The organism is Gardnerella sp. c10Ua_244 (assembly GCF_055818055.1).
The window spans coordinates 64012-89058 of sequence record NZ_JARFVS010000002.1; the positions used below are offsets into that span (position 1 = coordinate 64012).

25 protein-coding genes are annotated in these 25047 nt (G+C 40.6%); 11 read left to right on the forward strand and 14 right to left on the reverse strand.

The genetic code is table 11. The features are described from left to right. Positions 1–47: 47 nt before the first annotated feature. The 11 genes from aspS (at position 48) to P0108_RS03510 (ending at position 13528) form a co-directional block, all read left to right on the forward strand. Positions 48–1844 carry an aspartate--tRNA ligase gene (gene aspS / locus P0108_RS03460; protein WP_012914188.1) on the forward strand — a complete coding sequence of 599 codons (1797 nt, stop codon included), beginning with the start codon at positions 48–50 and terminating at the stop codon, positions 1842–1844. A gap of 146 nt (positions 1845–1990) precedes the next feature. Then, positions 1991–2803 carry an amino acid ABC transporter ATP-binding protein gene (locus P0108_RS03465; protein WP_012914189.1) on the forward strand — a complete coding sequence of 271 codons (813 nt, stop codon included), beginning with the start codon at positions 1991–1993 and terminating at the stop codon, positions 2801–2803. Between the two features lie 70 nt (positions 2804–2873). Next, positions 2874–3707, forward strand: coding sequence for a glutamate ABC transporter substrate-binding protein (locus tag P0108_RS03470; RefSeq protein WP_473730749.1), 834 nt, complete (start codon positions 2874–2876; stop codon positions 3705–3707). A 1-nt stretch (position 3708) separates the two neighbouring features. After that, positions 3709–4386, forward strand: a complete 678-nt coding sequence (locus tag P0108_RS03475; protein WP_004574250.1) for an ABC transporter permease subunit — start codon at positions 3709–3711, stop codon at positions 4384–4386. Between the two features lie 5 nt (positions 4387–4391). Beyond that, on the forward strand, positions 4392–5477 hold the full coding sequence (locus P0108_RS03480; RefSeq protein WP_473730750.1) for an amino acid ABC transporter permease: 1086 nt from the start codon (positions 4392–4394) through the stop codon (positions 5475–5477). Positions 5478–5686: 209 nt separating this feature from the next. Continuing rightward, positions 5687–7126 carry a UTP--glucose-1-phosphate uridylyltransferase gene (locus P0108_RS03485; RefSeq protein ID WP_473730751.1) on the forward strand — a complete coding sequence of 480 codons (1440 nt, stop codon included), beginning with the start codon at positions 5687–5689 and terminating at the stop codon, positions 7124–7126. Positions 7127–7419: 293 nt separating this feature from the next. Beyond that, a complete protein-coding gene (locus tag P0108_RS03490; RefSeq protein WP_004108930.1) occupies positions 7420–9339 on the forward strand; it encodes a helix-turn-helix transcriptional regulator in 1920 nt (639 codons plus the stop codon). Positions 9340–9341: 2 nt separating this feature from the next. Next, a complete protein-coding gene (locus tag P0108_RS03495) occupies positions 9342–9683 on the forward strand; it encodes a hypothetical protein (RefSeq protein WP_102155146.1) in 342 nt (113 codons plus the stop codon). A 27-nt stretch (positions 9684–9710) separates the two neighbouring features. Then, the gene (locus P0108_RS03500; RefSeq protein ID WP_473730752.1) at positions 9711–12344 is read left to right on the forward strand and encodes a DEAD/DEAH box helicase; all 2634 of its coding nucleotides are present in this window, start codon (positions 9711–9713) and stop codon (positions 12342–12344) included. A gap of 109 nt (positions 12345–12453) precedes the next feature. Further along, the gene (locus P0108_RS03505; RefSeq protein ID WP_004106625.1) at positions 12454–12801 is read left to right on the forward strand and encodes an RNA polymerase-binding protein RbpA; all 348 of its coding nucleotides are present in this window, start codon (positions 12454–12456) and stop codon (positions 12799–12801) included. After that, positions 12794–13528, forward strand: coding sequence for an HAD hydrolase-like protein (locus P0108_RS03510; protein ID WP_050770710.1), 735 nt, complete (start codon positions 12794–12796; stop codon positions 13526–13528). Before P0108_RS03505 ends, P0108_RS03510 begins: the two co-directional genes overlap by 8 nt. 646 nt (positions 13529–14174) lie before the next feature. Here P0108_RS03510 and P0108_RS03515 read toward each other — a convergent pair. The 14 genes from P0108_RS03515 to P0108_RS03580 all read right to left on the reverse strand — a co-directional run bounded on the left by P0108_RS03515 (position 14175) and on the right by P0108_RS03580 (position 25025). Then, a complete protein-coding gene (locus P0108_RS03515) occupies positions 14175–14780 on the reverse strand; it encodes a MerR family transcriptional regulator (protein WP_033888435.1) in 606 nt (201 codons plus the stop codon). Further along, positions 14758–15198 (reverse strand): FHA domain-containing protein, encoded by a 441-nt coding sequence (locus tag P0108_RS03520; RefSeq protein WP_004108920.1) that lies wholly within the window; start codon positions 15196–15198, stop codon positions 14758–14760. The genes P0108_RS03515 and P0108_RS03520 overlap by 23 nt, the downstream gene beginning before the upstream one ends. 18 nt (positions 15199–15216) lie before the next feature. Further along, positions 15217–16053, reverse strand: coding sequence for a DUF881 domain-containing protein (locus P0108_RS03525; protein WP_004108919.1), 837 nt, complete (start codon positions 16051–16053; stop codon positions 15217–15219). A gap of 3 nt (positions 16054–16056) precedes the next feature. Beyond that, positions 16057–16389, reverse strand: a complete 333-nt coding sequence (locus P0108_RS03530; protein WP_004106615.1) for a small basic family protein — start codon at positions 16387–16389, stop codon at positions 16057–16059. 2 nt (positions 16390–16391) lie between these two features. Continuing rightward, the gene (locus P0108_RS03535; protein ID WP_415693736.1) at positions 16392–17441 is read right to left on the reverse strand and encodes a DUF881 domain-containing protein; all 1050 of its coding nucleotides are present in this window, start codon (positions 17439–17441) and stop codon (positions 16392–16394) included. 15 nt (positions 17442–17456) lie between these two features. Next, positions 17457–18065, reverse strand: a complete 609-nt coding sequence (locus P0108_RS03540; protein WP_033888436.1) for a CDP-alcohol phosphatidyltransferase family protein — start codon at positions 18063–18065, stop codon at positions 17457–17459. A gap of 123 nt (positions 18066–18188) precedes the next feature. Next, a complete protein-coding gene (rpe, locus tag P0108_RS03545) occupies positions 18189–18854 on the reverse strand; it encodes a ribulose-phosphate 3-epimerase (RefSeq protein ID WP_004108916.1) in 666 nt (221 codons plus the stop codon). A 79-nt stretch (positions 18855–18933) separates the two neighbouring features. Beyond that, the gene (gene lgt, locus P0108_RS03550) at positions 18934–19851 is read right to left on the reverse strand and encodes a prolipoprotein diacylglyceryl transferase (protein ID WP_174182579.1); all 918 of its coding nucleotides are present in this window, start codon (positions 19849–19851) and stop codon (positions 18934–18936) included. A gap of 42 nt (positions 19852–19893) precedes the next feature. Continuing rightward, a complete protein-coding gene (locus tag P0108_RS03555; protein WP_473730753.1) occupies positions 19894–20925 on the reverse strand; it encodes a phosphatidate cytidylyltransferase in 1032 nt (343 codons plus the stop codon). Positions 20926–20958: 33 nt separating this feature from the next. Then, complete coding sequence (frr, locus tag P0108_RS03560; RefSeq protein WP_004106603.1) at positions 20959–21513, reverse strand: ribosome recycling factor; 555 nt, start codon at positions 21511–21513, stop codon at positions 20959–20961. A gap of 19 nt (positions 21514–21532) precedes the next feature. Beyond that, a complete protein-coding gene (gene pyrH, locus P0108_RS03565) occupies positions 21533–22282 on the reverse strand; it encodes a UMP kinase (protein WP_004108906.1) in 750 nt (249 codons plus the stop codon). Positions 22283–22456: 174 nt separating this feature from the next. After that, the gene (tsf, locus tag P0108_RS03570; RefSeq protein ID WP_076002884.1) at positions 22457–23308 is read right to left on the reverse strand and encodes a translation elongation factor Ts; all 852 of its coding nucleotides are present in this window, start codon (positions 23306–23308) and stop codon (positions 22457–22459) included. A gap of 100 nt (positions 23309–23408) precedes the next feature. Then, a complete protein-coding gene (gene rpsB / locus P0108_RS03575) occupies positions 23409–24227 on the reverse strand; it encodes a 30S ribosomal protein S2 (RefSeq protein WP_032842488.1) in 819 nt (272 codons plus the stop codon). A gap of 309 nt (positions 24228–24536) precedes the next feature. Beyond that, positions 24537–25025 (reverse strand): peptide deformylase, encoded by a 489-nt coding sequence (locus P0108_RS03580; RefSeq protein WP_004108893.1) that lies wholly within the window; start codon positions 25023–25025, stop codon positions 24537–24539. Positions 25026–25047: the final 22 nt, after the last annotated feature.

Consider the following 25047-nt stretch of genomic DNA (forward strand, 5'->3'; position numbering starts at 1 on the left):
CAATAGAAACAAATGAATATCAATTAGATTGTAGAGGAAGTGGACTTATGAGCCAGACGGCGTATCGCACACATCATGCCGTTGAAGTGACTGAAGAATTAGTCGGGCAAAAAGTAACTATCGCTGGTTGGGTTGATCGTCGCCGCGATCATGGTGGAGTTGCCTTTGTTGATGTCCGTGATAACACAGGCTTAGTGCAAGTTGTTATTTACGATGAAGAAACTGCACGACCATTGCGTAGTGAATTCGTTGTGCAAGTGACCGGCGAAGTTCGCTTGCGTCCAGATGGCAACGAAAACGATCATTTAGCAACCGGTAAAATTGAGATTGTTGCAGAAACTGTTACTATTCTCGCAAAGTCAGACGCTTTGCCATTCCAGGTTTCAACAGCTTTGGAAAATGAGTCCGAGAACAAGCTTCCAAGCGAAGATGTTCGTTTGAAGTATCGTTACCTTGATTTGCGTCGCCCATCTATGCAGCGCAATTTGAAGCTTCGCTCTGATATGGCTAAGGCTGCCCGCCATGCTTTGGAAGACATGAACTTTACTGAAGTTGAAACACCAACTTTCATTAAGTCAACTCCTGAAGGTGCTCGCGACTTCGTTGTTCCAGCACGATTGGTTCCAGGCTCTTGGTACGCACTTCCACAGTCTCCTCAGCTTCTAAAGCAGTTGCTCATGGTTTCTGGCGTTGAACGCTACTATCAGCTTGCTCGTTGCTATCGCGACGAAGACTTCCGTGCAGATCGTCAGCCTGAGTTCACTCAGCTTGATATGGAAATGAGCTTTGCAAGTCAGGAAGACGTTATGGCTATGGCAGAGCGCGTTATTGCCGCTATTTGGAAGGAAGCAGGTCACGAAATCACTCTTCCTTTGCCTCGTATTACTTGGCAGGAAGCAATGGATAAGTATGGTTCCGATAAGCCTGATTTGCGTTTTGGAAACCCACTTATTGAGTTAACTGACTACTTTAAGAACACTCCATTCCGCGTGTTCCAAGCTTCATACGTTGGCGCTGTGCTCTTTAAGGGCGGTGCTGCAACTCCTCGTCGCCAATTTGACGCTTGGCAGGATTGGGCTAAGCAGCGTGGAGCTAAGGGATTGGCTTACGTTGTATTTGGTGAAGATGGCGAGTTAAAGGGTCCTGTTGCTAAGAATCTTAGTGAAGAAGAGCGCGCAGGTCTTAAGGAAGCTGTTGGAGCAGAAGATGGCGATGCAGTGTTCTTCGCAGCAGGTTCTCGCGAGTCTTCGCAGCTTTTGCTCGGCGCAGTGCGCGTTGAACTTGCTAGCCGCGCAGGATTGCTTCACCCAGATGAGTTTGCTTTCACTTGGGTTGTTGACTTCCCACTATTTAAGCGCACTGATGATCCAGATGATGACGACGTCGCCGTTGGCCACTCAAAGTGGACTTCTATGCACCATCCGTTTACAATGCCATCTGCTGATTGGATCGATAAGTTTGATAAAGATCCAGAGCACGCTATGAGCGATTCTTACGATATCGTGTGCAACGGTAATGAAATGGGCGGCGGATCCGTTCGTATCCACCGCGACGATATTCAAGATCGTGTGCTTAATGTTCTTGGAATCGATAAGGCTGAAGCTGACGAAAAGTTCGGCTTCTTGCTTGAAGCTTTCAAGTATGGTGCTCCACCTCACGCCGGTATTGCTTTGGGTTGGGATCGTACTGCTGCAATTTTGGCAGGCGCAAGCTCAATCCGCGACGTAATTGCATTCCCTAAGGCTGGCGGCGGTCGAGATCCTCTAACCGGCGCTCCTGCTCCAATTTCTGACGAGCAGCGTGCTGAAACTGGTGTTGATTACGATCCAGAAGAAGACGAGTAAATAAAAATACTTGTAAAAAATGTTATTGACAAGCCGTTGATTGTTGATTTTATGATTACAATCAACGGCTTTTTTGTAACGTAAGAGTTACAAAACGTAACGATAGTGATAAATAGCCGTAACACAGATTAGCTAAACTTCTTGTTATGGATAAGCAAGTATCAAAGTCAAATCCAAACGCCGAGGATATGACTAATCGCACTATTTCAGTGCAAAAAGCGGCAAATCCCCTCGTAGAACTAAGTCATGTCGAAAAGCATTATGGAAAACTTCATGTGCTTAAAGACATCAATCTGACTGTTAACAAAGGCGAAGTACTAGTTATTATCGGTCCATCTGGTTCTGGTAAATCGACAATGTGTCGCACAATTAACCGTCTCGAAACTATTGATTCAGGTGACATACGTATTGACGGTGAGCCACTTCCTCAAGAAGGAAAAGAACTTGCAGCTTTGCGAGCAGAAGTTGGTATGGTATTCCAGTCCTTTAATCTTTTCGCTAACAAGACTATTTTGGAAAATGTTACTCTTGCTCCAATGAAAGTGCGCCATATGGATCAGCAAAGTGCTGAATCTCTTGCTATGGAATTGCTCACTCGAGTCGGAGTTGATAATCAAGCAAACAAAATGCCTTCACAACTTTCCGGCGGCCAGCAGCAGCGTGTTGCAATTGCTCGAGCTCTTGCTATGCAGCCAAAAGTTATGCTTTTTGACGAGCCTACATCTGCACTAGATCCGGAAATGGTTAATGAAGTTCTTGATGTTATGGTTGAGCTTGCAAAAGAAGGCATGACTATGATTTGTGTTACCCACGAAATGGGATTTGCACGCAAGGCAGCTGACAGAATTGTATTTATGGCAGATGGTCAAATTCTTGAACAAGGCACTCCTGAAGAATTCTTTGAACATCCAAAAACTGATCGTGCAAAAGATTTCCTTTCCAAGATTCTTACGCATTAATCTGCTTTTTTGTTTTATCTTTCAGTAAAAATTCTGAAACTTTAAAACAGTTCTTACGAAGGGAAAAGATATGAAAATATTACAAAATCGCATTTTTCGTGCGATACTAGCGATGCTTTGTACCATATGTTGCGTTATGCCACTTACAGCGTGCGACCGTAGCGATGGTAAAAAAGTCATACGCATTGGTATTAAATTCGATCAGCCTGGTATGGGTTTCAAAAAATCAGGAACCTACGTTGGATTCGACGTTGATGTTGCTAAGTACGTTGCCAAAAAGCTCGGCTATTCAGAAGATCAAATCGTATGGAAAGAATCACCATCTAAACAGCGTGAAACAATGCTTCAAAACGGTGATGTAGATATGATTGTTGCAACATATTCCATTACTGACGCTCGCAAGAAAATGGTTTCGTTTGCAGGACCTTACTTTATTGCCGGTCAGGATTTGCTAATTCGAAAAGATGAGCATAAAGTAAGCGGTCCAAATGATTTGGACGGAAAGCGTTTATGCTCAGTTTCAGGCTCAACATCTGCAATTGCTATTAAGGAGCGTTACTCTTCAAAGGTACAGCTTATGCAACAGCCTGGTTATGCAGAATGTGCAACTGCATTATTCTCAGGAATTGTAGATGCTGTAACTACCGACGACATTATTCTTGCTGGTTTAGCAACCGCTTCTCGAGGTCGTTTAAAGCTTGTAGGCAAGCCATTTACCGCAGAATATTACGGAATTGGTATTAAAAAAGGAAATACAGGCTTAGCTAAGAAAATTAATGCAGCCTTAAAAGACATGATTCGTAACGGATCATGGAAAAGAGCTCTAGACGACAATTTACGAGGCACTGGCTTTAAGCCGAACGCAAAGTATAATCCGCCAATTCCTCAAGAAGGAGAGAAGTAATATGCAAGATTTTATGCAGCTATTTACCTCCTACAATATTCCAGGAGCATTCTTGGTTAATATTGAAATAACTTTATGGAGTGTACTTTTTTCATCAATTATTGGCGTAATTCTTGTTACTATGCGCATTTGCCCTGTTTCATCATTACGCATGATTGCTACAGTTTATGTTGAATTGTTTAAAAACATGCCACTTACCATCATTATGGTTTTCATGGTTTTAGGCGTTTACGCTCAGCTTAAGATAGGATTCTCCTCAATTTTTGAAGTGAATTTCTTCTGGCTGGCAATTGCTGGATTGTCGCTTTATACTGCAGCATTTGTTTGCGAATCTTTGAGATCTGGTCTTAATACCGTGCCTGTTGGCCAAGCAGAAGCTTGCCGCGCTCTTGGATTAAATTTCTTCCAATCTGCAACACAAGTAATTCTTCCACAAACTTTCTGCGGTTCAGTAGCACCATTAGGTAATACATTTATTGCTTTGCTTAAAAATTCTACAGTTGCTGCTGCAGCATCAGTTGCCACTGAGACTTCAACAATGATGAGCGAAATGATTGAGAAACATGCAGATTTGATTGTTCCAATCTTCTTAATTTTCGCTTGCGGATACATTATGCTCATCATTCCTATCGGCATTTTGACTACTTATTTGTCAAATAAACTTGCTGTGAGAAGGTGATAACAATGGCTAAACAACGTGAACAATCATTATTATTCGATGCTCCAGGTCCAAAAGCTCTTAAGAAAATTCGCATAGCTAATATTATTGCCGGTTGCATTTTTGTTATTTGCATTATTGCTATTCTCGTTCGTTTGAGCAATCCTCCAGAGGGAGAAAACCAACTTTCTTGGACGCTTTGGAATCCTGCACTCGAATCTGAGGCCTGGGTTGATTTTTATCTTCCTGGATTATGGATGACACTAAAAGCATCGTTACTTGCAGTAGTTGGTTCTGTTGTATTTGGCTTATTCTTCGGACTTTGCCGTTTACTACCTAATTTTATTATTCGTAGTATTTCCGCAATAGTAGTAGAATTTTGCCGCGCAGTACCAGTATTGATGCTTATGATTTTCTTGTGGAGAGCATTCGCACTTTCTGGTATGAAAGAATCATCATACTGGGCTGTTGTTTTGGCACTGATTATGTATAACGGCTCTGTTGTTGCAGAACTTGTTAGATCAGGTGTTGGCAACTTGCCAAACGGTCAAAGAGAAGCTTCACTTGCATTAGGATTGAGCGAGTACCAATCATTGACACAAATTGAAATGCCTCAGGCAATTATTGCTATGATGCCTGCAGCAGTAACTCAGCTTGTAGTTGTTTTGAAGGATACTGCACTTGGTTCAATTATTATGTACACTGATTTGCTTCAGGAATCGCGCAGACTCGGATCAATGTACTTTAATATTTTGCAAACATTAAGCGTTGCAGCAGTAATATATTTCCTTATTTGCTTGGCATTGTCTTGGTTTGCACAATGGTTGCCATCGCACTTGAAGAATCGAACTGCCGCTCCAACAGAACCAGAGCCTGTTGCTCCAATTGCTATTATGGATCCTTCTAATGTGAACCAAATGGCAGTTGCTAGCGAAGTTAAAGAGCTTCCTTATGGAGGTACTCCACGTAAGTATCACGTACATCATCGCGGTACGAACGCTTCTATTCACCATTGGCGCCACACTCGTTACTTGCAAGGCTACGACGAGCATCATCTAAAAACTGGCGATGAACCGGAAGAAAATGATGACAACAATGCAGAAAATAACTAAATTTCATATTTAGTGGTGTTTAGTAGCAAATTTTCTCATAAGCGCAGTCGGTATTTATTATTGGCTGCGCTTATTATTTTCTATCTTGCAATTTCTAACTTTGGTAGAATCATAATAGTATTTCAAAATAACCGTTAAAAGCAATATTTGCGCAGCAACGCACAAATCGCTAAACTATTAAGGTCACATGCATACGAGGAGGCTTTTACATGGATGACGCGTTTGAGTTGTCCGCTGCAAAGATGCGCGAACAAGGCATGAGCGAAATTGCTATTGAACAATTTAAACACTTATATAATGCTTGGAATTTAGATAAATCAGGGGATAAGCCTGCGGAGTTTATTCGCGAGAGCACGGTTGAGCCTATTAAAAGCGTTCCAACTTTCCACGAAATTTACGAAACTATTGATCACGACAAAGCTGTTAACGCATTCGCAAAAACTGCTTTTATTAAATTAAATGGCGGTTTGGGAACATCTATGGGCTTGTCTTGCGCAAAATCTTTACTACCAGTTCGTAGGCATAAAGCTCGCCAAATGCGCTTTATTGATATTATTATTGGACAAGTTCTTACAGCTCGTCAGCGATTAGGAGTTAATCTTCCGCTTATTTTCATGAATTCTTTCCGCACGTCTCATGATACTTTGCAAGTACTAAAACGCAATCGCAAGTTTGTGCAAGACAATATTCCTGTAGAAATTATTCAACATCAAGAACCAAAATTAGCAGAGGAAACTGGAGAACCGGTTTCTCACAAGGAAGATCGATCTCTTGAATGGTGCCCTCCAGGTCACGGCGATATTTTTTCAACTCTGTGGGAATCTGATTTATTGCATACTCTTAAAGAAAATGGAATTGAGTATTTGTTTATTTCAAATTCTGACAATTTAGGTGCTAGACCGTCGCGCACTCTTGCTCAACATTTTGAAAATACTGGCGCACCTATCATGATTGAGGTTGCGAAGCGAACTCAAGCAGATCGTAAGGGCGGTCACATTGTTAGGGACGCGAAAACAGGAAGACTAATGCTACGAGAAATGACACAGGTTCATCCTGAGGATCGTAGAAGCGCACAAAGCATTAAAAAACATCCATATTTCAACACAAATAATATTTGGGTTCGTGTAGATGCTCTAGAAAAAAAGTTAAAAGAGCACAAAGGGATTTTGCCTTTGCCTGTTATTTTTAATCACAAAACTGTTGACCCAACTGACGAAAGCAGCACTCCGGTAGTGCAATTGGAAACAGCAATGGGAGCAATAGCTTCACTTTTCGATGACGCAATTTGCGTAGAAGTTGATCGCATGCGTTTCTTGCCTGTTAAAACAACCAATGACTTATTTATTATGCGATCAGATAGATTCCATCTTACTGATTCATATGAAATGGAAGATGGTAACTATATATTTCCTGATATTGATTTGGATCCACGTTATTACAAAAACATCAATGATTTCAACGAAAGATTCCCATATTCTGTTCCAGCTTTAGCTGCTGCAAAATCAGTAACTATTAGGGGAGATTGGACATTTGGAAACCAAGTTTCAATGTTTGCTGACGCTGTTTTAGAAGATACAGGAGAACCAAGTTATGTGCCAAATGGAGAATTCGTGGGACCGCAAGGAATTGAACCAGACTCTTGGGTTTAAAGCAGATTTCTTGCAAATATGCGATTTTTATTGATAGTAAATAAAATTATCTATAAAAAAATTATATGGCGTGTCGCGAAAAAATGGCGTATTTTCAACGTTGTTGATGTTCGTGTGAATAAAAAATATATAATTATTAGAAGTTTTTTAAAAAAATGTCCACACGTACCGCAAAACACCATTAAAATAGAAAAGGTGTGCGCAATATTGCAACACAAGTTTTGCTGCATTTCGTAGTCGCTTGTATGCAAGGCGCATAAGTAAATTGATACAAACATGATACGTGAGGACTAATGGTAGAAGGAAGCAACGGAAGGCGACGTTTTTCCGACAAATGGGGCAAACACGAGTTAGATGTACTCGCTGTATTGTCTTCCGCATTCCCGCAATGGCTGACTTCGCGTCAAATTGCACAGCGCGTAAAGGCATATGCAGATTCATACGGTGAGCTTGCAGATCAAGCAGCTAAAGCAGCATTCGCAAAACAGTTCCAGCGAGATCGCGCAAAGCTTGCTGCTATGGGTATTGCAATAGAGTCTAGGCAGCCAGAATATTCTTCGAAGTCCGAAGGTCAAGACTTTGCGTCTTATCGTTTGCAATTAGGCGATGAGCCTCGCGTACGTTTACGTTTCGACCAATCTGAATTACCAGTTTTAGCTGCAGCAAATTATCTTGCTCGTTCAATGTCTATTTCTTCTCTTGATTCAGGTCAACACGAGCAACAGCGCACTTCTCGCACTGCTCCTAGAGTTCCACAAACTCCTATTCCTGGCTTAGGATTAGATTCAATCGCACCTGGTCTTGGAACACAAATGCTACCTGATTCATTGGTAAAAGTTATTGATTCTCGCAGATTTGCCGCAACTGTGGATGTCGATGGTGAACATTTAAACGTTGCTTATACTGATGCTGATGATTTAGCGATGTTTGTACTAGAACATCCTGGATCTAGCGTAGTAAGCCCTCAAGAAGCAGTTGATGCTTTCCATCGCCGTTTGCACGCAGCAGTTAATTTTGCTCAATATGACGAAAATGAGCAAAAAGATGAAGAAGGTGCTATACAAGAAGCGCAAAATATTGAAGAACAAAATAGCAACACTGATAAATCGCATACCAAAAAAGGCTCTTCATTCCAAACTGGAAGTGAAGTAGATCGTAGGCTTCGATTGATGCTTTTCTTGTCTGCTCATCTTGGAGAGGAATTCCCATTAGACGAGCTTGCTGAGCGTTTTATTGGTAGACCAAAAAGCGATGATGAACTTCGTCGATTTGTTACAATTCTTCACAAGGATATAAATACTCTTACTACTGTTTCTGACGATGGGGAAATGGCCGGAAGCCAATTCTTTGATATAGATTGGACTCTTCTTGAAAACGAGGGAATTGTTTCTGCTACTAACTCTTTAGGATTGGAAAGACTTGCTGGAATTTCACAGCAATATTTGAGCATGCTTACTGCGTCTGCTAATTATTTGGCGCATTCCTTGCTTTTGCCTATTGAACAGCGCACACAAGCTGAATCCTTGTATAAGCGTCTTCGCCGTCATGTTCTTCCTGGTCAAACTCCATGGCTGAGTTTAACAGGTTACGAAATTGAGCCTCGAAATTGTTCTATTGTTCGCAGTGCGATTAACTCTGGATCTTTACTAGATATGGAATACACTGACGGGGCAGGACGTATTCGTCGCAAGATTGTTGCACCGTCGAAGATTTACGTTGATGAAGGCGTTTACTATGTTGCAGTATGGACTGATGTAGAGCAGCAAACACCAGAAGATAAACGTGAATTTGTTGCTAAAGATACGACAATTAATAAAGCGAATGGATTGCCCCGCATTTGGCAAGTTCTTCGCGTAGCACGTATTGAACGTGCAGAAGTTGTAGAGCCTGTATCTCAAGTTAAAATTCCAGATGTGCCAGTTAGTGAACTTCGCAAGTGGAGCTTTGATAACGGAACTGAAACTTGCTTCATTACCGATGAAACAGAATTGAACTTTTTGAAGAATCTTTCTGGAGCCACTATGGAAACTTGTGGCAGCGGAGTAAAAGTCCATCTTACTGTTTCTTCTGATTCATGGTTCGTTGCTTTTTGCATTGCTCACGCACGTCATATTACAGCTGTTGCTCCTGAAACATTGCGCAGTATGATTATTGCTCGCGCTCAACGCGAATTAAGCGTTAATCACGCTGATAATGCGAATACAGAGGAATAACAATGCCTTGGTGGATTTGGCTACTCATAACAGTTTTTATGCTGATAATGGTAGCGCTAGGAGTTGTTATTGTCGTTTTAAGCGCAATAAAAATAGCTAAGGTCTGCTTTGGTATTTCCGAAGACGTTTCTTCTAGATTTGAACGTTTGCATGAACCAAATAAAGAAGATAATGAAAATCCTCGAGATCCATTATTTACACTTCCTATTAAAGATGCAACGAATCGATATGAGCGAACGCACACAAAAGTTATTGAGCGTCATCAAAAAATTCGCGAAAATCACCGTAAAATATGGCAGCATTGGGATAAAAAATCTCTTCGCGAAGAAGACATCCAGCTATAGCATATAAGAAAGCGACTAATACTTTTTATGTCTCATTTATCACAGAAAAAAGACTGCAAAAATAAATCAGGCAATCCAACTGACTGCAATGAGAATGATGTAGTATTATCTCCTTCACAACGTTTCGCAGCTTTTAAAAATACAATGAAGCACGAGCACTCGATGGCATCTAAATTTGAGCGTTCTTTGTCTTTTGAACTTGATGATTTTCAACTTGAAGCTATTGATGCACTAGAAAATGACAATAATGTTTTAGTTGCTGCTCCTACTGGAGCTGGTAAAACTGTTGTTGCGGATTTTGCTGTATTTCTTGCGCAAAATCGCAATGTAAAAGCTTTTTACACAACGCCTATTAAAGCTTTAAGTAATCAAAAATATCACGATTTCTGCGAACTATACGGCTCAGACAGAGTAGGGTTATTAACTGGAGATACTTCTGTAAATCCTGAAGCAGACATTGTTGTAATGACTACTGAAGTTTTAAGAAATATGCTTTACGAGCATTCGATTACGTTGCAATCCTTAGGTTTTGTCGTTCTTGATGAAATTCATTATCTTGCAGATAAATTCCGCGGAGCTGTGTGGGAGGAAGTTATTATTCACCTTCCGAAATCGGTGAAAATTATTGGGTTGTCTGCAACTGTTTCAAATGTTGAAGATTTTTCTGCATGGCTAGAATCAGTGCGTGGAGAAACTCATTTGGTTGTCGACGAACACAGACCTGTGCCTTTAGAAAGACATGTTGTTGTTCAAGAGGATTCTGCAACTGAGCCTGAGTTACTCGATTTATACGACCATGACAATAATGGAAACGTAACTAAGCGCGTTAACCCTGCATTGACTAGGAAACTTAATGAATTTGAGTACCGAGCTCGTCGCCGTAAAGAATCTTACAGCGATAGCAAATACCGTTACAGAAAAGGTAAGAAACACAGAGTTAACGGGGGAGTTGCACAGTTAGATAAATGCGAGAAACGACATACTCCTCGCCGCTGGGCTGTTATTGACGAATTAGATTACCTAGGAATGCTGCCAGGAATTTATTTTATCTTCTCTCGTTCCGGATGCGATCAAGCTGTTCAACAATGTTTAAACGCAGGATTAATACTTACCTCTGATGAAGAAATGTACGAAATACGTAAAATTGTCGACAGTATGGTTGCAAATCAACTTTCTAAAGAAGATTTACACGCTTTAAGCTTTGAACGTTTTCGTTTTGCTCTCGAACAAGGATTTGCAGCACATCATGCCGGTATGATTGCATTATTCCGTCACATTGTTGAAACACTATTTGAACGCGGACTTATTAAAGTTGTTTTTGCAACAGAAACACTTGCTTTAGGCTTAAATATGCCAGCTCGAAGCGTTGTTGTAGAAAAGCTAGTAAAATTTGACGGCACTGGGCATGTACCTCTTACGCCTGGAGAATTTACGCAACTTACAGGTCGTGCTGGAAGACGTGGAATTGACGATATTGGTTACGCAATTCTTGTAGATCATGCTGATTTCGTCCCTCAACAAGCTGCAGCACTTTCTAGTAAACGCGTATACCCGCTACATTCCAGCTTCGTTCCTACGTTTAATATGGCAGTTAATTTGCTGAACTCAAGCGATGCAGACACTGCTAGAACAACACTAGATCGTTCTTTTGCTCAATGGGAAGCTAATGCTTCTGCTGAACGTTTACATAATCGCATGAACGAACTTGAAACAGCTCTTAAAGGCTATGAAGAAGCATTCCACTGCGAACATGGGGATTTTGCTGAATTCTTACAATTACGTATGAAGCTTAAAGAAGCTCAACACGATCAACGCCGTAAACTTAAACATACTTTATTCCGCACAGATGCAGAACGCACAGCAGCGTTTAAAGCGTTGGATGATGTTATTGCAAATCTTAGAGAAGCTGAGCGAACGCATCCGTGTGCAGGTTGTGCAGATATTCAACAACATTTGCGTTGGGGCTACCATTGGATTAGAGAACATAAGGAACTTGATCAAGTACGTGAACGCTACGAATCTCGTACTGGTTCTGTTGCTAGAACTTTTGACCATATTTGTGACGTATTGTACAGTTTGGATTATTTACAATCTGAAGATTCTTCACAAAACCAAATTTTGCACCTTACTGAGCGCGGTCAATTGTTAAGAAGGTTGTATAACGAACTAGACATTGTATTTGCTGAAGCTATTTGCGAGGGAATTTTTAATGATCTTTCGCCGCTTGAATTATTATCGTGCTTGTCTGCATTAGTTTATGAATCTAGAGGACCTGCAGGGGGAGAACCTAGACGATATCCAGGCGGCAAGGATGGCGCGATATTTAATATAGTATTGCGAATGAAAGAATTATTTATGCGTACTAGCGCATTATGCGCAGACGCTCATTTGCCAGCGTTAAGACCGCTTGAATTTGGTGCTGTAGATATTATGTACGATTGGGCTAATGGTGCTGATCTAGCTGAAATTTTGCGCAATACCGACAGCACTGGAGGAGATTTCGTGCGTCAAACTAAACGTCTTATTGATTTACTTACTCAACTTTTTGCAACAGGAGAATATTTACAAGCTATAGATGGCGTAGATAAAAATCTTGCTTCATGCGCTTATGAAGCTGCAAAACTATTAAACCGTGGAGTTGTAGCATACTCAGATGTATAAGTATGAGCGTATACAAATAAAACGCATGTATTTTGTATATATAAATCGTTTTTATATATATAGTCCGTGCAATTCGGTAATTTTATAAAGTACTACACAAGGAGATACTATGGCAGAACGCAGTTTACGCGGTATGAGCATTGGTGCGAAATCATTGGAATCTGACGATAATGTAGATTTCGCTGCACGAAATGATGTTGTGTATGTGTGCCCAAAGGGGCATCGCACGATTCTTCCTTTTGCTCAAGGCGCAGAAATTCCTGAAGAGTGGGAATGCCGCTGCGGCACGATTGCACATCGCGAAGGCGACGATGATCGCCCAGATGATGATTTCAACAAGCCGTCTAGGACGCATTGGGATATGCTGCTTGAACGTCGTAGTGAAGAAGAATTAAAAACTTTACTAGACAAGCGTCTAAAAATGCATCATGAGGGCTGGATTCCTGACTATGAGTGAATTCTCAGTGTCTTCAGGATGTACTAGTCGTCACATTATTCTGCTTGATCTTGATGGCACATTAACAAAGTCAGATGCTGGTATTATTACTTGCGCAAAGCTTGCATTGAAAGAGTTGAAACAGCCTATTCCGGACGATGCTGAAATGCACCGTTTTATAGGTCCTTCAATTTTAGAATCTCTTCAACGCAATAATGTGCCTGAATCGCTGCTAGCAAAGGGACTTGCTACGTATCGCAAGTATTATTCTGAAGTAGCAACTTTTGATGATCCTAATAATCCTGGTACAAAAATTTCAGGATGCCTACTTAACAAAGTATACGATGGAATACTTGAGCAACTCACAAAACTTCGTGAAGCTGGATATTATTTAGCAACCGCATCTTGCAAGCCAGAATATCAAGTAAAGCCTATTTGCGATTATTTTGGTTTAACGAAGTATCTTGACGGAATTTATGGCGCGAGTAAAGATATGTCGCGTATTAGCAAAACTCAAGTTATTCGTTATGTTTTTGATGAGATTGATTACAATCCAGAAAAAGGCGACAGAGCTTTGATGGTTGGCGACCGTTGGACTGATGCTGATGGAGCAAAAGATTGCGGCTTGGATTGCTTGGGATGCGCTTGGGGCTATGCTGAGCCTGGCGAGCTTGAAGCACACGGATCTTACAGAATTATTGATAGCGTAAGCGAATTAAGCACTGCAATTTGCGAATATTTCGCTTAATCTAATCAGAATTTTTGTCGTAACAGCTTTTTCTTTACAACGCTGTACAGTTTCGGTCGTTTTTTGGCTGTATTCCGACCTTTTCTTTACAGCGCTGCACAGTTTCTGCCGATTGAGCTTATTATTTGACTATAAAATTTGCTTGATATTTATCCGATAATGTACGTTATGTCAAATTAGAGATAATAATCAAACGCAACCAATAAAGTCTCACACTACTATCAAATAATATCCCTACGATACTTCTTGCTAAATAATCTAAGACTTGCAACTTCGGTACGCACAAAATAGCATTGCAAAAATATTAGCAAAAATAAGCGCGATAATAATCGCATACGACGCAATCAGCGTTGATCTCATTAATAACCAATAATCATCACAAACAAATCCAAAATCGCGAACAATATGCAAAAGCATGTATGCAAGCATTGCGCAAGGAAGCCCACAACAATGCGTAATAACAATACTCCAAGGCATTAAACCAATAGAACTTCTCTTATTACTATTGCTAATACTATTTGATTTCAAATAAGCATTTTTTCGAAATTTTACTAAAAAACGCACACAAGTAAATGTACTATACAAAAACAATGATACTGAAGCAAACCAGCAAATAACAGCGATAATAACAACTACGAACATGCCATTATCCCCACGTTTCCTGAACAAGACTCCATGAGTTTGAAGATGTATGAGAAGTAGGTTTTGAATAAGATTTGTGAGTAGACTTACTACTTTTTTCTTCAACTTGCGTAGCATCAACAGAATTTTCAGAAGATAAGTCCTCTTCCACTCTAGAAACAATGCGACCAACAGCAATAGCAAATACTGCTAAACCAGAAGCAAGCATACGACGCATATTATCTTGATTCTCATCGCACTCTTGAACAGATTGACCATCACAAATAATAGTCATACTTCTCAAACGTTCTTCTGAGTATCGATTAAGAAAAATAATAGCCGTAGTAACATTAACTAAATTAACACCAGCATCAAGCAGCCTTTTAGCTACAGCCATAATCGCAATATCTTTAAAAGAATACAAACGACGAGAACCAGAACCGCTAGATGCATGAATTGAAGGCTCTATAATGCTTTTACGAGCCCAATAATCGAGTTGCCGGTAAGTAATACCGGCAACCTTCATAGCGACACTACCACGGTATCCTGAAGCGTGATCAGCAGACAAGGAAAAGTTAAAAAGCTCCCCCTGTACTGCATTAATCACATTATCGGACTGTGACTGCGTCATGTGCGAAAAATACCAGTCTGAATTTGCCAATCATAATTTCATCGCCATTATGCAACACTGATTCATCAACACGTTCACGATTGACATACGTACCGTTTAGACTTCCAGAATCTGAAATGCTAAACACGCCATTATGGCGCTTAAACACTGCATGCGCACGCGAAACAGTAGAATCGTCTAACAAAATATCAGCATGCGAATCGCGTCCAACTGTTACTAAATCTTCATCAAGAAGATAGCGAGAACCAGACACTGCTCCCCTAGTTGAAATCAACAACGCAGTACCAGGAAGTAATTTCGCTATAGTATCAAAATCATCCTGTTGCATAGGACGATCTGAAGTTGTATTCATTGGAATATGAATAGCTGGCATACCAATAATAGTGGTTTCGCCAGCTGTAGGAATCGGTTCAGTCATACTTGCTATTCTACCTTGTTACTCGACTGGTTTTGCATATTCGTACTGTTTTGGTTCGCGTGTCGAAGTAATTTCTACTTCATCAGGCACTGAAACCATTACAGAAGAACCAAATTTAATTTTTAAACGCGACCCAACACCGCCTGCAATATTAACAGCATTTTGCAAATTCTGAGGGTCACCAATTGCTTTCACAATATAAGGAGGATCAATTATAATATTGTCGCATATAAGACCATGTTTAGTTTGCGAAATATAGCTTGAAGTAACTATCCTTACATCGTTAATAGACATAACTTCTACGCCAGCATTTCGCAATTCCTCTATTAGCTGAAACATCGTAGCGGCATCAATATTCTCTTTTTCACCTGCAGTAATGTGAACTACAATACCTTTACCTACTGCCGGCAGACGTCCAGAAATAAGACCATTTGCTTGAGCATTCTGCTGAGCAATACGACGAGCTTCATCTTGTTTATCTACTGCTTCACGCAACGAATTAAGCTGACCTGTTAATTCACTTTTTCGGCTTTCCAAACTCTGAATTTGAGAATGAGTTTCTGTAATAAGACGAGTCAATTCTTCTTCGCTCATTGTTTCATACAAAAGTGAGTTGCTACGATTAACTTGAATCATGTACGCAAAACCTAATAAAGCGCAGAGCAACATCATTAAAAAGCCCGTAAATATACGCGCTCGAGTAACGTGACCGCTTAGTGAAGATTTTACTTTACGATGAACTGCTGGGAAAGATCCAGTTTGAGTTTCATCACTTTCACGATCATGCGATTTTTGACGACGCATTTTATGAAGAATATCATCATCTTGTGGAGAATGAGAAAACATTGAAACCATATGCTAACTCCTGAAGATGAAACGACGAATTGCAGAAACGTTAGAGAAAATACGAATTCCTAAAACAACGATAACTGCAGTTTGTAATTGCGCACCTACGCCAAGCTGATTTCCAAGCAAAACAAGCAACGTAGCTGCTATAACGTTTGAGAAGAATGAAATAACAAAAACTTTATCCGAAAAGTTTCTTTCAAAATATGCACGTGCAGCACCAAGCAACGCATCTAGTGCTGCAACGACCATAATAGGTAAATAAGGTTGAATGACAATAGGAATATCTGGATGAACAACAACTCCAATTAATACTCCCAAAATTAATCCAAAAATCGCTGCCATGCTTATCTCCTAATTCTCTCATTGGCAAAACTAATATCGCCTGTGTTTGCTGCACTGAGTCGTATAACTCTCGAAGGTGAAACCTGTGGATTAATGCCTGCATTAACTAAAGATGCGTACCATTTCATGCGTTTCATATCATTACATTGTTTAATTAAATCATCAGAATCGCCAATAACTTCAATAACATATGGACTTTGAGTTTGATTAACTCCAATAAGAATAGTTTGACCAGCAACACGAATAGAAGTTTGTGCTCCAAGTCTATGCCCGTTAACAGAAATAGCTTCAGCGCCTGCTTCCCACAATAATGACACAAATTGTTGAATATCACGATCTGTAACTAATCGCATTCTTGCGCCATTACTTTCGCGAGGTAAAGAACCGCTATTCACATCGCTCGAAGCAGAAATAGGATTAGCAATAGTCAAAGTAATCCCAGAACCTTCTACAGCATGAGTGCCATTAACCATATCATCTGATCTACTAACTTCATCCTCTTCAGGCGTAGTAATTTTTTGCGACTCATGATCTACGTTATTTCTCAATGACGTTACTTCTTCTACAAGCTTATCGAAACGAGACGTATAGCCAGACAACTCATTAGCTAATGAAGAACGTATTGCTTTTCTAGGATCAGTGTGCAATTTGCGAACAAACTGGCTCCCAACAGTACCAATAGAAACACACAATAAAAATACTATAGCTCTAGTGAACCACAGATTAAACGGTTTAACAGGTTGTTTACTTAACCTTGCATCCATAAACATTGGATCAACTGGACGATTAGTTAAATCATCAATAAGACGCAAAGCATAATCGTCAATATAACGTCTACGATCATGATTGTGAGCAAAACCACTGGAAGACATTACAACATGATGCGTTGAAATACCAGTAAATGAGTGCGAAAATAATGCCCTACGCCTAGTCAGCGACATCCCATCAGGAGCAGCAAAAGACATTGGCATAGTGCTTTTATGAGACGTATGTTTTACATCTAAATCTTTGATACTATCTTTTAAACTAACAAATTCATCTTGCTTAGTCATATGTGCGTACACGCCTTATTTAGTTTTTGTTGACTTAGCAAGTAACAAATAAGCTTGCATATAGTAAAGCAGACCAGCATACCAATATAGAGCAATACCCCACACTCCACATGCAAGTGCAGCAGCATAAAGTACGAGCATAGACTCAGTAGGTACAGCATAAACAATCATTAAAGAAACAATTGAAAGCATAAGAAGTGCTGTGCCAGCTTTACCTACAAAGTTAACAGGCAAAGGACCATAATCTCTTTGCGCAAGTACTATTACAAGTATAGCCATAATAGCATCACGCAATACTACTAATAAAAGTGCCCACCAAGGGATAATCATTGCAACAGCTAAAGCTAACGTACTGCAAAAAATTAATAGACGATCAGCTATAGGATCAAGAATTTGACCCAACTTACTAACTTGATTCAAAGTACGAGCAATATAACCATCAAGACAATCAGAAAACGCAGATATTGCTAAAACAATAAGAGCAAAAGTCATCTGTTGCTGTGTAATAAGCCAAGCAATATAGGGAATTGAACATATGCGCAAAAAACTGATTAGATTAGGTATTGTCAAAACTCGATTCATTGCTTCAGGACTATATTCCTGATTAATAACGAACTTAGTCATAATATCTTCCTCATACGAAATCACACAATTAATCAGCATATATTCGCATCAAAAAAACTCGCTTGTTGTGCAATACTTAATATGTTGGGGACATATTTCATGCCCCCAACATACATCTAATATTTATTCACGCCAAGCAGCTTTTGCAGTATTGCGAATAGCTTCAATCGCTTCTTTAGGACTTTCTGCTCCATAAACTGCAGAACCTGCAACAAGCACATCAGCACCAGCTTCAGCAACTATTGCTGCAGTTGAAGGGCTAACTCCTCCATCAACCTGAATATGAGTATTGAGACCACGACGAGTAATTTCGTCACGTAAACGGCGAACCTTATTCATTTGATTAGCTAAGAACTTCTGTCCACCGAAACCAGGCTCAACAGTCATAATAAGAACCATATCGAATTCATCAAGAATATCGAAAATAGGTTCAACTGGTTCCGCAGGGCGCACAGCAAAGCAAGCTTTACAACCCATATCGCGAAGCTGACGAGCTAATCTCACTGGAGCATGAGTAGCACCCATATGAAAACTCACAGAAGCAGCTCCAAGTCTAGCATATTCTGGAGCCCAACGATCTGGATCCTCAATCATCAAATGTACGTCAACTGGAAGTTTAGTAACCTCACAAATTCGCTTAACAATTGGTTCACCCAAAGTCAAGTTAGGTACAAAGTGATGATCCATTACATCGACATGAACAAGATCCGCATTAGATATTGCATCGAGGTCACGCTCAAGATTGCAAAAATCTGCGGAAAGAATGCTAGGTGCTATTTGTATATTCATGTGTACTATTCTAGAAAATGCAAGCGACTAGTTTTATAAAAACAAGATTTTTAAAATTGCTTTTTCAAATACTTGAATCTTACTTACTAGAAGTGTTCTGAGACTCACGTTCTCTTTCGTCTGAAGTTATATCTATAAGTCGTTCAACAAGAGACTCACGAGTACTAGTACTCTTTTGCAGCAAAGCAAAAACAATAGTTGCACACATGAATACGATAATAGAAACCCAAACATTAATGCGCACACCTAAGAAAACATGTGAAAAATCAATTCGCAATGCCTCAATCCACACGCGTCCAATTGTGTACCACATAACATAAAGTGCGAATACGGAACCGGCTTTTAACTTCTTAGCTATAACTTTGCCAAAATAAATAAGCAATGCAGCACCGATGAAATTCCAAATCATCTCATATAAAAATGTTGGATGAAATAATGTGCCTTCTGGGCACGTTAACCCATCATAACATCTTTCACTATGACCTATTGCTTGAGTAGTATCATAATTTAACTTCAAACCCCACGGCAAGTTAGTAGGAGCTCCGTAAAGTTCTTGATTAAACCAATTCCCCAATCTTCCTATACCTTGAGCAATAAGCACAGCAGGAGCTGCACAATCAGCTAGTAATCCAATAGGATATTTACGATACTTGCATAATACACAAGCAGCCAATGCGCCTAAGAATATACCGCCCCAAATTCCTAGACCACCATTCCAAATTCTAAAAATTTCTAAAAAATCACCATTAGAGCCAAAAAACTTTTCTGGAGTTGTAATAACGTGATACAAACGCGCGCCAATTATTCCAGCAGGAAGACTGACTAAAACAAGATCAAGTATCTGGTTAAAATCTCCTCCAAGACGCTTCCATCGACGCGTAGTAATCCACATTGCAATCAAAATACCGGCAAGAATACTAAGAGCGTAAAACTTTATGTTTACAAAGCCAAGAGAAAATTGCGAAATACTTGGCGACGGAATAAAACAGACTGTCATGGCGTCGATATTAGTCTAAGCCCACGATTGCGACAGATAAATTCAGAAATGAGCAAGTTGCAAAAGCACAAGCAGCACAGGACCGCACAGCAAAATAGAATCTACTCGGTCAAGAACACCACCATGACCTTTTAGCAAATGTCCCATGTCTTTAATACCAATATCTCTTTTAAGCATAGAAGCACACAAGTCACCGAATGTGCCAATAATTCCAGAAGAAATACCCATGACTAATGGCATCCACCAGAAATTGAACCAAGAGGAACCATAAAAACCTGCAATAATTGCATATGCTCCTATAATTGCAAAAAGCATTGAGCCTATTAAGCCTTCTACAGACTTCTTAGGAGAGATTCGCGGAGAAAGCTTATGTTTGCCCAACCATGCACCAGCAAATAATCCGCCAGTGTCACTTAATGCAGGTAAAAATACCAAAAGCATAGCGTGAGCAACTGCGTATTTTGTATTTGTAAGAGCTAATACGATGCAAGAAGCTAAAAGTGGAATGTACAACACCACGAATAGCGAAACAGACGTATTCGTAAATAAAGTATGTTCGTATGATGAGAGGTTAGAACCATCGAGCTTTTTTTCTACAGCTTGCATCGTTCTATCTGAAATAGTACTGCTAAGAGTCGCACAAATTACTGTAAGAAGCAAAGATGCAGTAATTCCACTAGCCATAGCAACAGCATGCCATTTTGCATAGTATGTTGCAAAAATAGTTACAAGCGAACATATTGATAACGTCACGAAAGGAATACGCAAACCGAGAGTTGCAAAATCAACATGTAATTCCCACAATGCCAGAACCATAAAAATGGCCATAAGCACGATAAAGACATCAATGCTAATAATTAAGCAAGAAACAATTGCAACAACTAGTATTGCGGCGGTAGCAACTGCCTGAGGCATATTCCTGCCTGTGCGACGATTAATATCACTTAAAGTTTCATGGGTGCCATGTGTAGCAGTATCTGCTTTGTCAGAAGACAATCCTACTTCTGATGCAGTTTTTTCAGCATTTGCTTTACTGACTTCATTGACAAAATTATGCTGTTTTATTTGACTCATACGGCACCCATTCAGTTTGAAACTACAAAAATCTCAGACTTCCATAATTTCTTTTTGCTTACCTTCAAGCAAAACGTCTAAAGAATCAGTAACTTGCTTAGTTACTTTATCAAGCTCTTTTTGTAAACGATCGCCTTCATCTTCGCCAAGTTCACCATCTTTAACAGACTTGTCAATAGATTCCTTAGCTTTGCGGCGAATATTGCGAACTGCAACTTTGCCTTCTTCTGCTTTATTCTTAGCAAGCTTGACGTATTCCTTGCGACGTTCTTCCGTGAGCTCTGGCATAGTAACACGAATAACATTGCCATCACGATTAGGGCTTACACCTAAATCAGAATCGCGAATAGCCTTTTCAACAGCATTCGCTTGAGAAGCGTCAAAAGGCGTAACTGAAAGAGTTCTAGGCTCTGGAACACCAATAGATGCAACAGCTTTAATTGGAGTTGGAGCACCATAATAATCAACCATAATTCCGTTTAGCAAAGCAGGATTAGCACGACCGGTGCGAATACCCATAAAATTCTCTTTAGTAGCTTCAACAGACTTATTCATCTGTTCACGGGCTTGATCAATTATTGCTGACATGTGTTCTCCTTTATAATATTTAAGCAAATGTTGGCTCTGCATTAGACACTAATGTGCCAATAGATTCTCCAACAAGAGCACTAGTTACGTTACCTTCGCCCTCAAGACCAAACACACGAATTTTTTGATTATTATCGCGAGCCATAGAAAGCGCAGACGCATCCATAACAGCTAAACCATCAACGATAGCGCGCTTGTAGTTTAATGTTAGGAACTTACGAGCAGTAGAATCTTTACGAGGATCAGCACTATATACGCCATCCACACCATTCTTGCCCATAAGAACTTCATCGCAATGAATTTCCAATGAACGTTGAATAGAAACAGTATCAGTAGAAAAATATGGCATTCCGGCACCAGCACCAAAAATAACCACACGACCCTTTTCAAGGTGACGAATTGCTTTCAACGGAATATAAGGTTCTGCAACCTGACCCATTGTAATAGCAGTTTGTACGCGAGTTGCTTGCCCTGCTTGCTCAAGAAAATCCTGAAGAGCCAAGCAGTTCATTACAGTGCCCAACATACCCATATAATCGCCACGGCTACGATCAATACCTGCTTGCTGCAGTTCTGCTCCCCTAAAGAAGTTACCGCCGCCGACAACAATAGCAACCTGAACGCCTTGATTCACTGCAGCTACTATTTCGCCAGCAATCCTACGAATGACATGAGTATCAATACCAACAGCACCACCACCGAATGCTTCTCCAGAAAGCTTTAATAAAACCCTACGGGACTTTCCTTCATCCGTTTGTGCAATAGCCATACAGATTCCTCCAGTCATAACGGCGAATGAGGTATATCTTTGTCAGTTTATCTATCAATAACGACACTCAAAACGCACGTTAAGCTGGACAATGAATATAAAAATGGGTTGCGCACAACTTGTGCACGCAACCCTATATACAAGAACAAAAATAAATTCTTATATAATTAGTGCTTATTCAGCAGCACCTTTGCCAACCTCAACGCGAGCAAAGGCAAGAGCGGTGCCGCCAACTTCCTTGAACAAGTCACCAACGCTCTTGGATGGATCCTTAACGTATGCCTGCTCGAGAAGTACAGTTTCCTTGAAGAAGGCGTTCATACGTCCTTCAACAATCTTTGGAACAATCTTCTCTGGCTTGCCTTCAGCTAAGGACTTCTCGGTTGCAACGCGACGCTCAGATTCCAAAACTTCTTCTGGAACATCTTCACGGCGAAGCCACTGCGCACCCATAGCGGAAATCTGCAAAGCAGCTTCGTGAGCAACCTTTGCACCAGCTTCGTCAGTAGCAATCATGGAAACGATGCTTGGAGGCAATTCCACAGACTTCTTGTGAGCGTAAATCTCAACGTGTGGACCGCTTACCTTAGCAACCTGACCAACCTTGACATGCTCGCCGAACAAAGCTGCTGCTTCTTCAACCGATTCCTTAACAGTTGCACCATCAGCTGGGGCTGCAAGTACTTCTTCAGCAGTAGAAGCATTAGCTTCAACAGCATGGTCAAGAACAGTGTTTGAGAATTCCACAAACTTTGGTGTCTTTGCCACAAAGTCAGTTTCAGAATTCAACTCAACTGCGTAACCAGTTTCGCCTTCAGCAGACTTAACAACCTTAGAAGCGACGGTACCTTCCTGAGCCTTACGACCTTCACGCTTACCAGCTGCCTGAATACCCTTAGCACGGATGATTTCCTTAGCGCGGGCAACGTCGCCTTCAGCTTCAGTAAGAGCCTTTTTAACGTCCATCATGCCGGCGCCAGTTTCTTCGCGCACCTGCTTAATCAACGCTGCAGTAATTGCTGCCATTTTGTTCTCCTCGTATCAATATGATTCTTAAAAGCTGCAAAAAGCAAAATCAATTGGATTTTGCAGCTTCTAAATAAGAATCTGGTTGCAAATTAGCTTATCAGGCGTTTGCCTCAGTATTTTCTTCCTTGGCAGGCTTAGCTTCAGCTTCGCCTTCCTTGGTGAGCAATTCCTTCTCCCAAGCTGCCATTGGCTGAGCATCATTACCTTCAGACTTAGCGCCCTTACCGGCATGCTCAAGCAAACCTTCAGCTACAGCATCAGCCATCAAGCTAGTCAATAACTCAATGCCACGAATAGCATCGTCGTTGGCAGGAATTGGATACTCAACAGCCTCAGGATCAGTGTTGGTATCAACAATTGCTACAACTGGGATACCAAGCTTATGAGCTTCTTCAACAGCCAAAGCTTCCTTGTTAATATCAACAACGAACATGGCGGATGGAGTGCGGTTCATGTTGCGAATACCACCGAGCTGCTTGGAAAGCTTGTCCTTCTCGCGCTCGAGAAGCAAAAGTTCCTTCTTAGTCAAGCCGGATCCACGAACATCGCTAAAGTCCATTTCCTCAAGTTCCTTCAAGCGCTTTACGCGAGTAGAAACAGTCTGGAAATTAGTCAACATACCACCAAGCCAACGCTCGCAAACATAAGGCATGTTTACGCGAGTTGCCTGATTCTGTACAGCTTCCTGAGCCTGCTTCTTAGTACCCACGAAGAGAACAGTGCCGTTGTGAGCAACAGTCTGCTTGATGAAGTCATAAGCCTTGTCGATCATGTCGAGAGACTTGAACAAATTGATGATATGAATACCATTGCGCTGGGTAAGAATGAACTGCTTCATCTTTGGGTTCCAGCGACGAGTCTGATGACCGAAGTGCAAACCAGCCTTCAGCATTTCGCTCATGGTAATCTGTGCCATATCTATATACCTTTCTTGTCGGTTATTTCCTGGCCATGTCTGTTCGCATGCAACTTGGTTAACACATGTCTAAATCCAAGCCGACCGACACGAACGGACGCGTACATGGCGCGTATTTGCGAATCCGTGTAGACAATAAAAAGCGAGCAATCATACAACGCGGCAATACTCATGCTCAAAATGGACACGCAAAGAGCGATTATATCAGATGCTCAATACTAAAAATCGGCATTCTTGTAGTGATAAAAGCAACAAAAACGCCGATAATTTTTAAAAAATTATTTACGCATAAAGCATAAAAACTAAAACTTAGTTACGCATATTATTGCGCAACTCACGCAACGCTTGACGGCGCACGTCCTTTTCAAGCCTATCTAAATAAATATGACCATCTAAATGATCACACTCATGCTGAATCATTCTAGCCATAAGACCTTCACCTTCAAGCACTACAGTCTTACCATCTAAATCAATTCCACAAGCTCTAGCATAATTTGCACGCCTAGTTTTGTACCATAATCCAGGAACAGAAAGGCAACCCTCGTCGTCGTACTGTTCACCTTTTAGCTCTTCAATTACGGGATTTAAAATATAGCCGATTCGACCATTTATATTGTAAGAAAAAGCTCTAAAACTTACACCAATCTGATTAGCAGACAATCCAGCTCTACCTGGGTCATTTACCGTTTCCAATAAATCATCAACTAAATGTTTCACAGCTGGCGTAATTTCACGAATCTCATCACAAGGAGTTCGCAATACGGGATCCGGAACAATACGAATTTTTCTAATAGACACTCGATTACTCTTTCTTTTATGT

Coding starts and splice junctions, on each gene's coding strand:
- aspS (WP_012914188.1), top strand. CDS start 48: ATGAGCCAGACGGCGTATCGCACACATCATGCCGTTGAAGTGACTGAA.
- P0108_RS03465 (WP_012914189.1), top strand. CDS start 1,991: ATGGATAAGCAAGTATCAAAGTCAAATCCAAACGCCGAGGATATGACT.
- P0108_RS03470 (WP_473730749.1), top strand. CDS start 2,874: ATGAAAATATTACAAAATCGCATTTTTCGTGCGATACTAGCGATGCTT.
- P0108_RS03475 (WP_004574250.1), top strand. CDS start 3,709: ATGCAAGATTTTATGCAGCTATTTACCTCCTACAATATTCCAGGAGCA.
- P0108_RS03480 (WP_473730750.1), top strand. CDS start 4,392: ATGGCTAAACAACGTGAACAATCATTATTATTCGATGCTCCAGGTCCA.
- P0108_RS03485 (WP_473730751.1), top strand. CDS start 5,687: ATGGATGACGCGTTTGAGTTGTCCGCTGCAAAGATGCGCGAACAAGGC.
- P0108_RS03490 (WP_004108930.1), top strand. CDS start 7,420: ATGGTAGAAGGAAGCAACGGAAGGCGACGTTTTTCCGACAAATGGGGC.
- P0108_RS03495 (WP_102155146.1), top strand. CDS start 9,342: ATGCCTTGGTGGATTTGGCTACTCATAACAGTTTTTATGCTGATAATG.
- P0108_RS03500 (WP_473730752.1), top strand. CDS start 9,711: ATGTCTCATTTATCACAGAAAAAAGACTGCAAAAATAAATCAGGCAAT.
- P0108_RS03505 (WP_004106625.1), top strand. CDS start 12,454: ATGGCAGAACGCAGTTTACGCGGTATGAGCATTGGTGCGAAATCATTG.
- P0108_RS03510 (WP_050770710.1), top strand. CDS start 12,794: ATGAGTGAATTCTCAGTGTCTTCAGGATGTACTAGTCGTCACATTATT.
- P0108_RS03515 (WP_033888435.1), bottom strand. CDS start 14,780: ATGACGCAGTCACAGTCCGATAATGTGATTAATGCAGTACAGGGGGAG.
- P0108_RS03520 (WP_004108920.1), bottom strand. CDS start 15,198: ATGACTGAACCGATTCCTACAGCTGGCGAAACCACTATTATTGGTATG.
- P0108_RS03525 (WP_004108919.1), bottom strand. CDS start 16,053: ATGGTTTCAATGTTTTCTCATTCTCCACAAGATGATGATATTCTTCAT.
- P0108_RS03530 (WP_004106615.1), bottom strand. CDS start 16,389: ATGGCAGCGATTTTTGGATTAATTTTGGGAGTATTAATTGGAGTTGTT.
- P0108_RS03535 (WP_415693736.1), bottom strand. CDS start 17,441: ATGACTAAGCAAGATGAATTTGTTAGTTTAAAAGATAGTATCAAAGAT.
- P0108_RS03540 (WP_033888436.1), bottom strand. CDS start 18,065: ATGACTAAGTTCGTTATTAATCAGGAATATAGTCCTGAAGCAATGAAT.
- rpe (WP_004108916.1), bottom strand. CDS start 18,854: ATGAATATACAAATAGCACCTAGCATTCTTTCCGCAGATTTTTGCAAT.
- lgt (WP_174182579.1), bottom strand. CDS start 19,851: ATGACAGTCTGTTTTATTCCGTCGCCAAGTATTTCGCAATTTTCTCTT.
- P0108_RS03555 (WP_473730753.1), bottom strand. CDS start 20,925: ATGAGTCAAATAAAACAGCATAATTTTGTCAATGAAGTCAGTAAAGCA.
- frr (WP_004106603.1), bottom strand. CDS start 21,513: ATGTCAGCAATAATTGATCAAGCCCGTGAACAGATGAATAAGTCTGTT.
- pyrH (WP_004108906.1), bottom strand. CDS start 22,282: ATGGCTATTGCACAAACGGATGAAGGAAAGTCCCGTAGGGTTTTATTA.
- tsf (WP_076002884.1), bottom strand. CDS start 23,308: ATGGCAGCAATTACTGCAGCGTTGATTAAGCAGGTGCGCGAAGAAACT.
- rpsB (WP_032842488.1), bottom strand. CDS start 24,227: ATGGCACAGATTACCATGAGCGAAATGCTGAAGGCTGGTTTGCACTTC.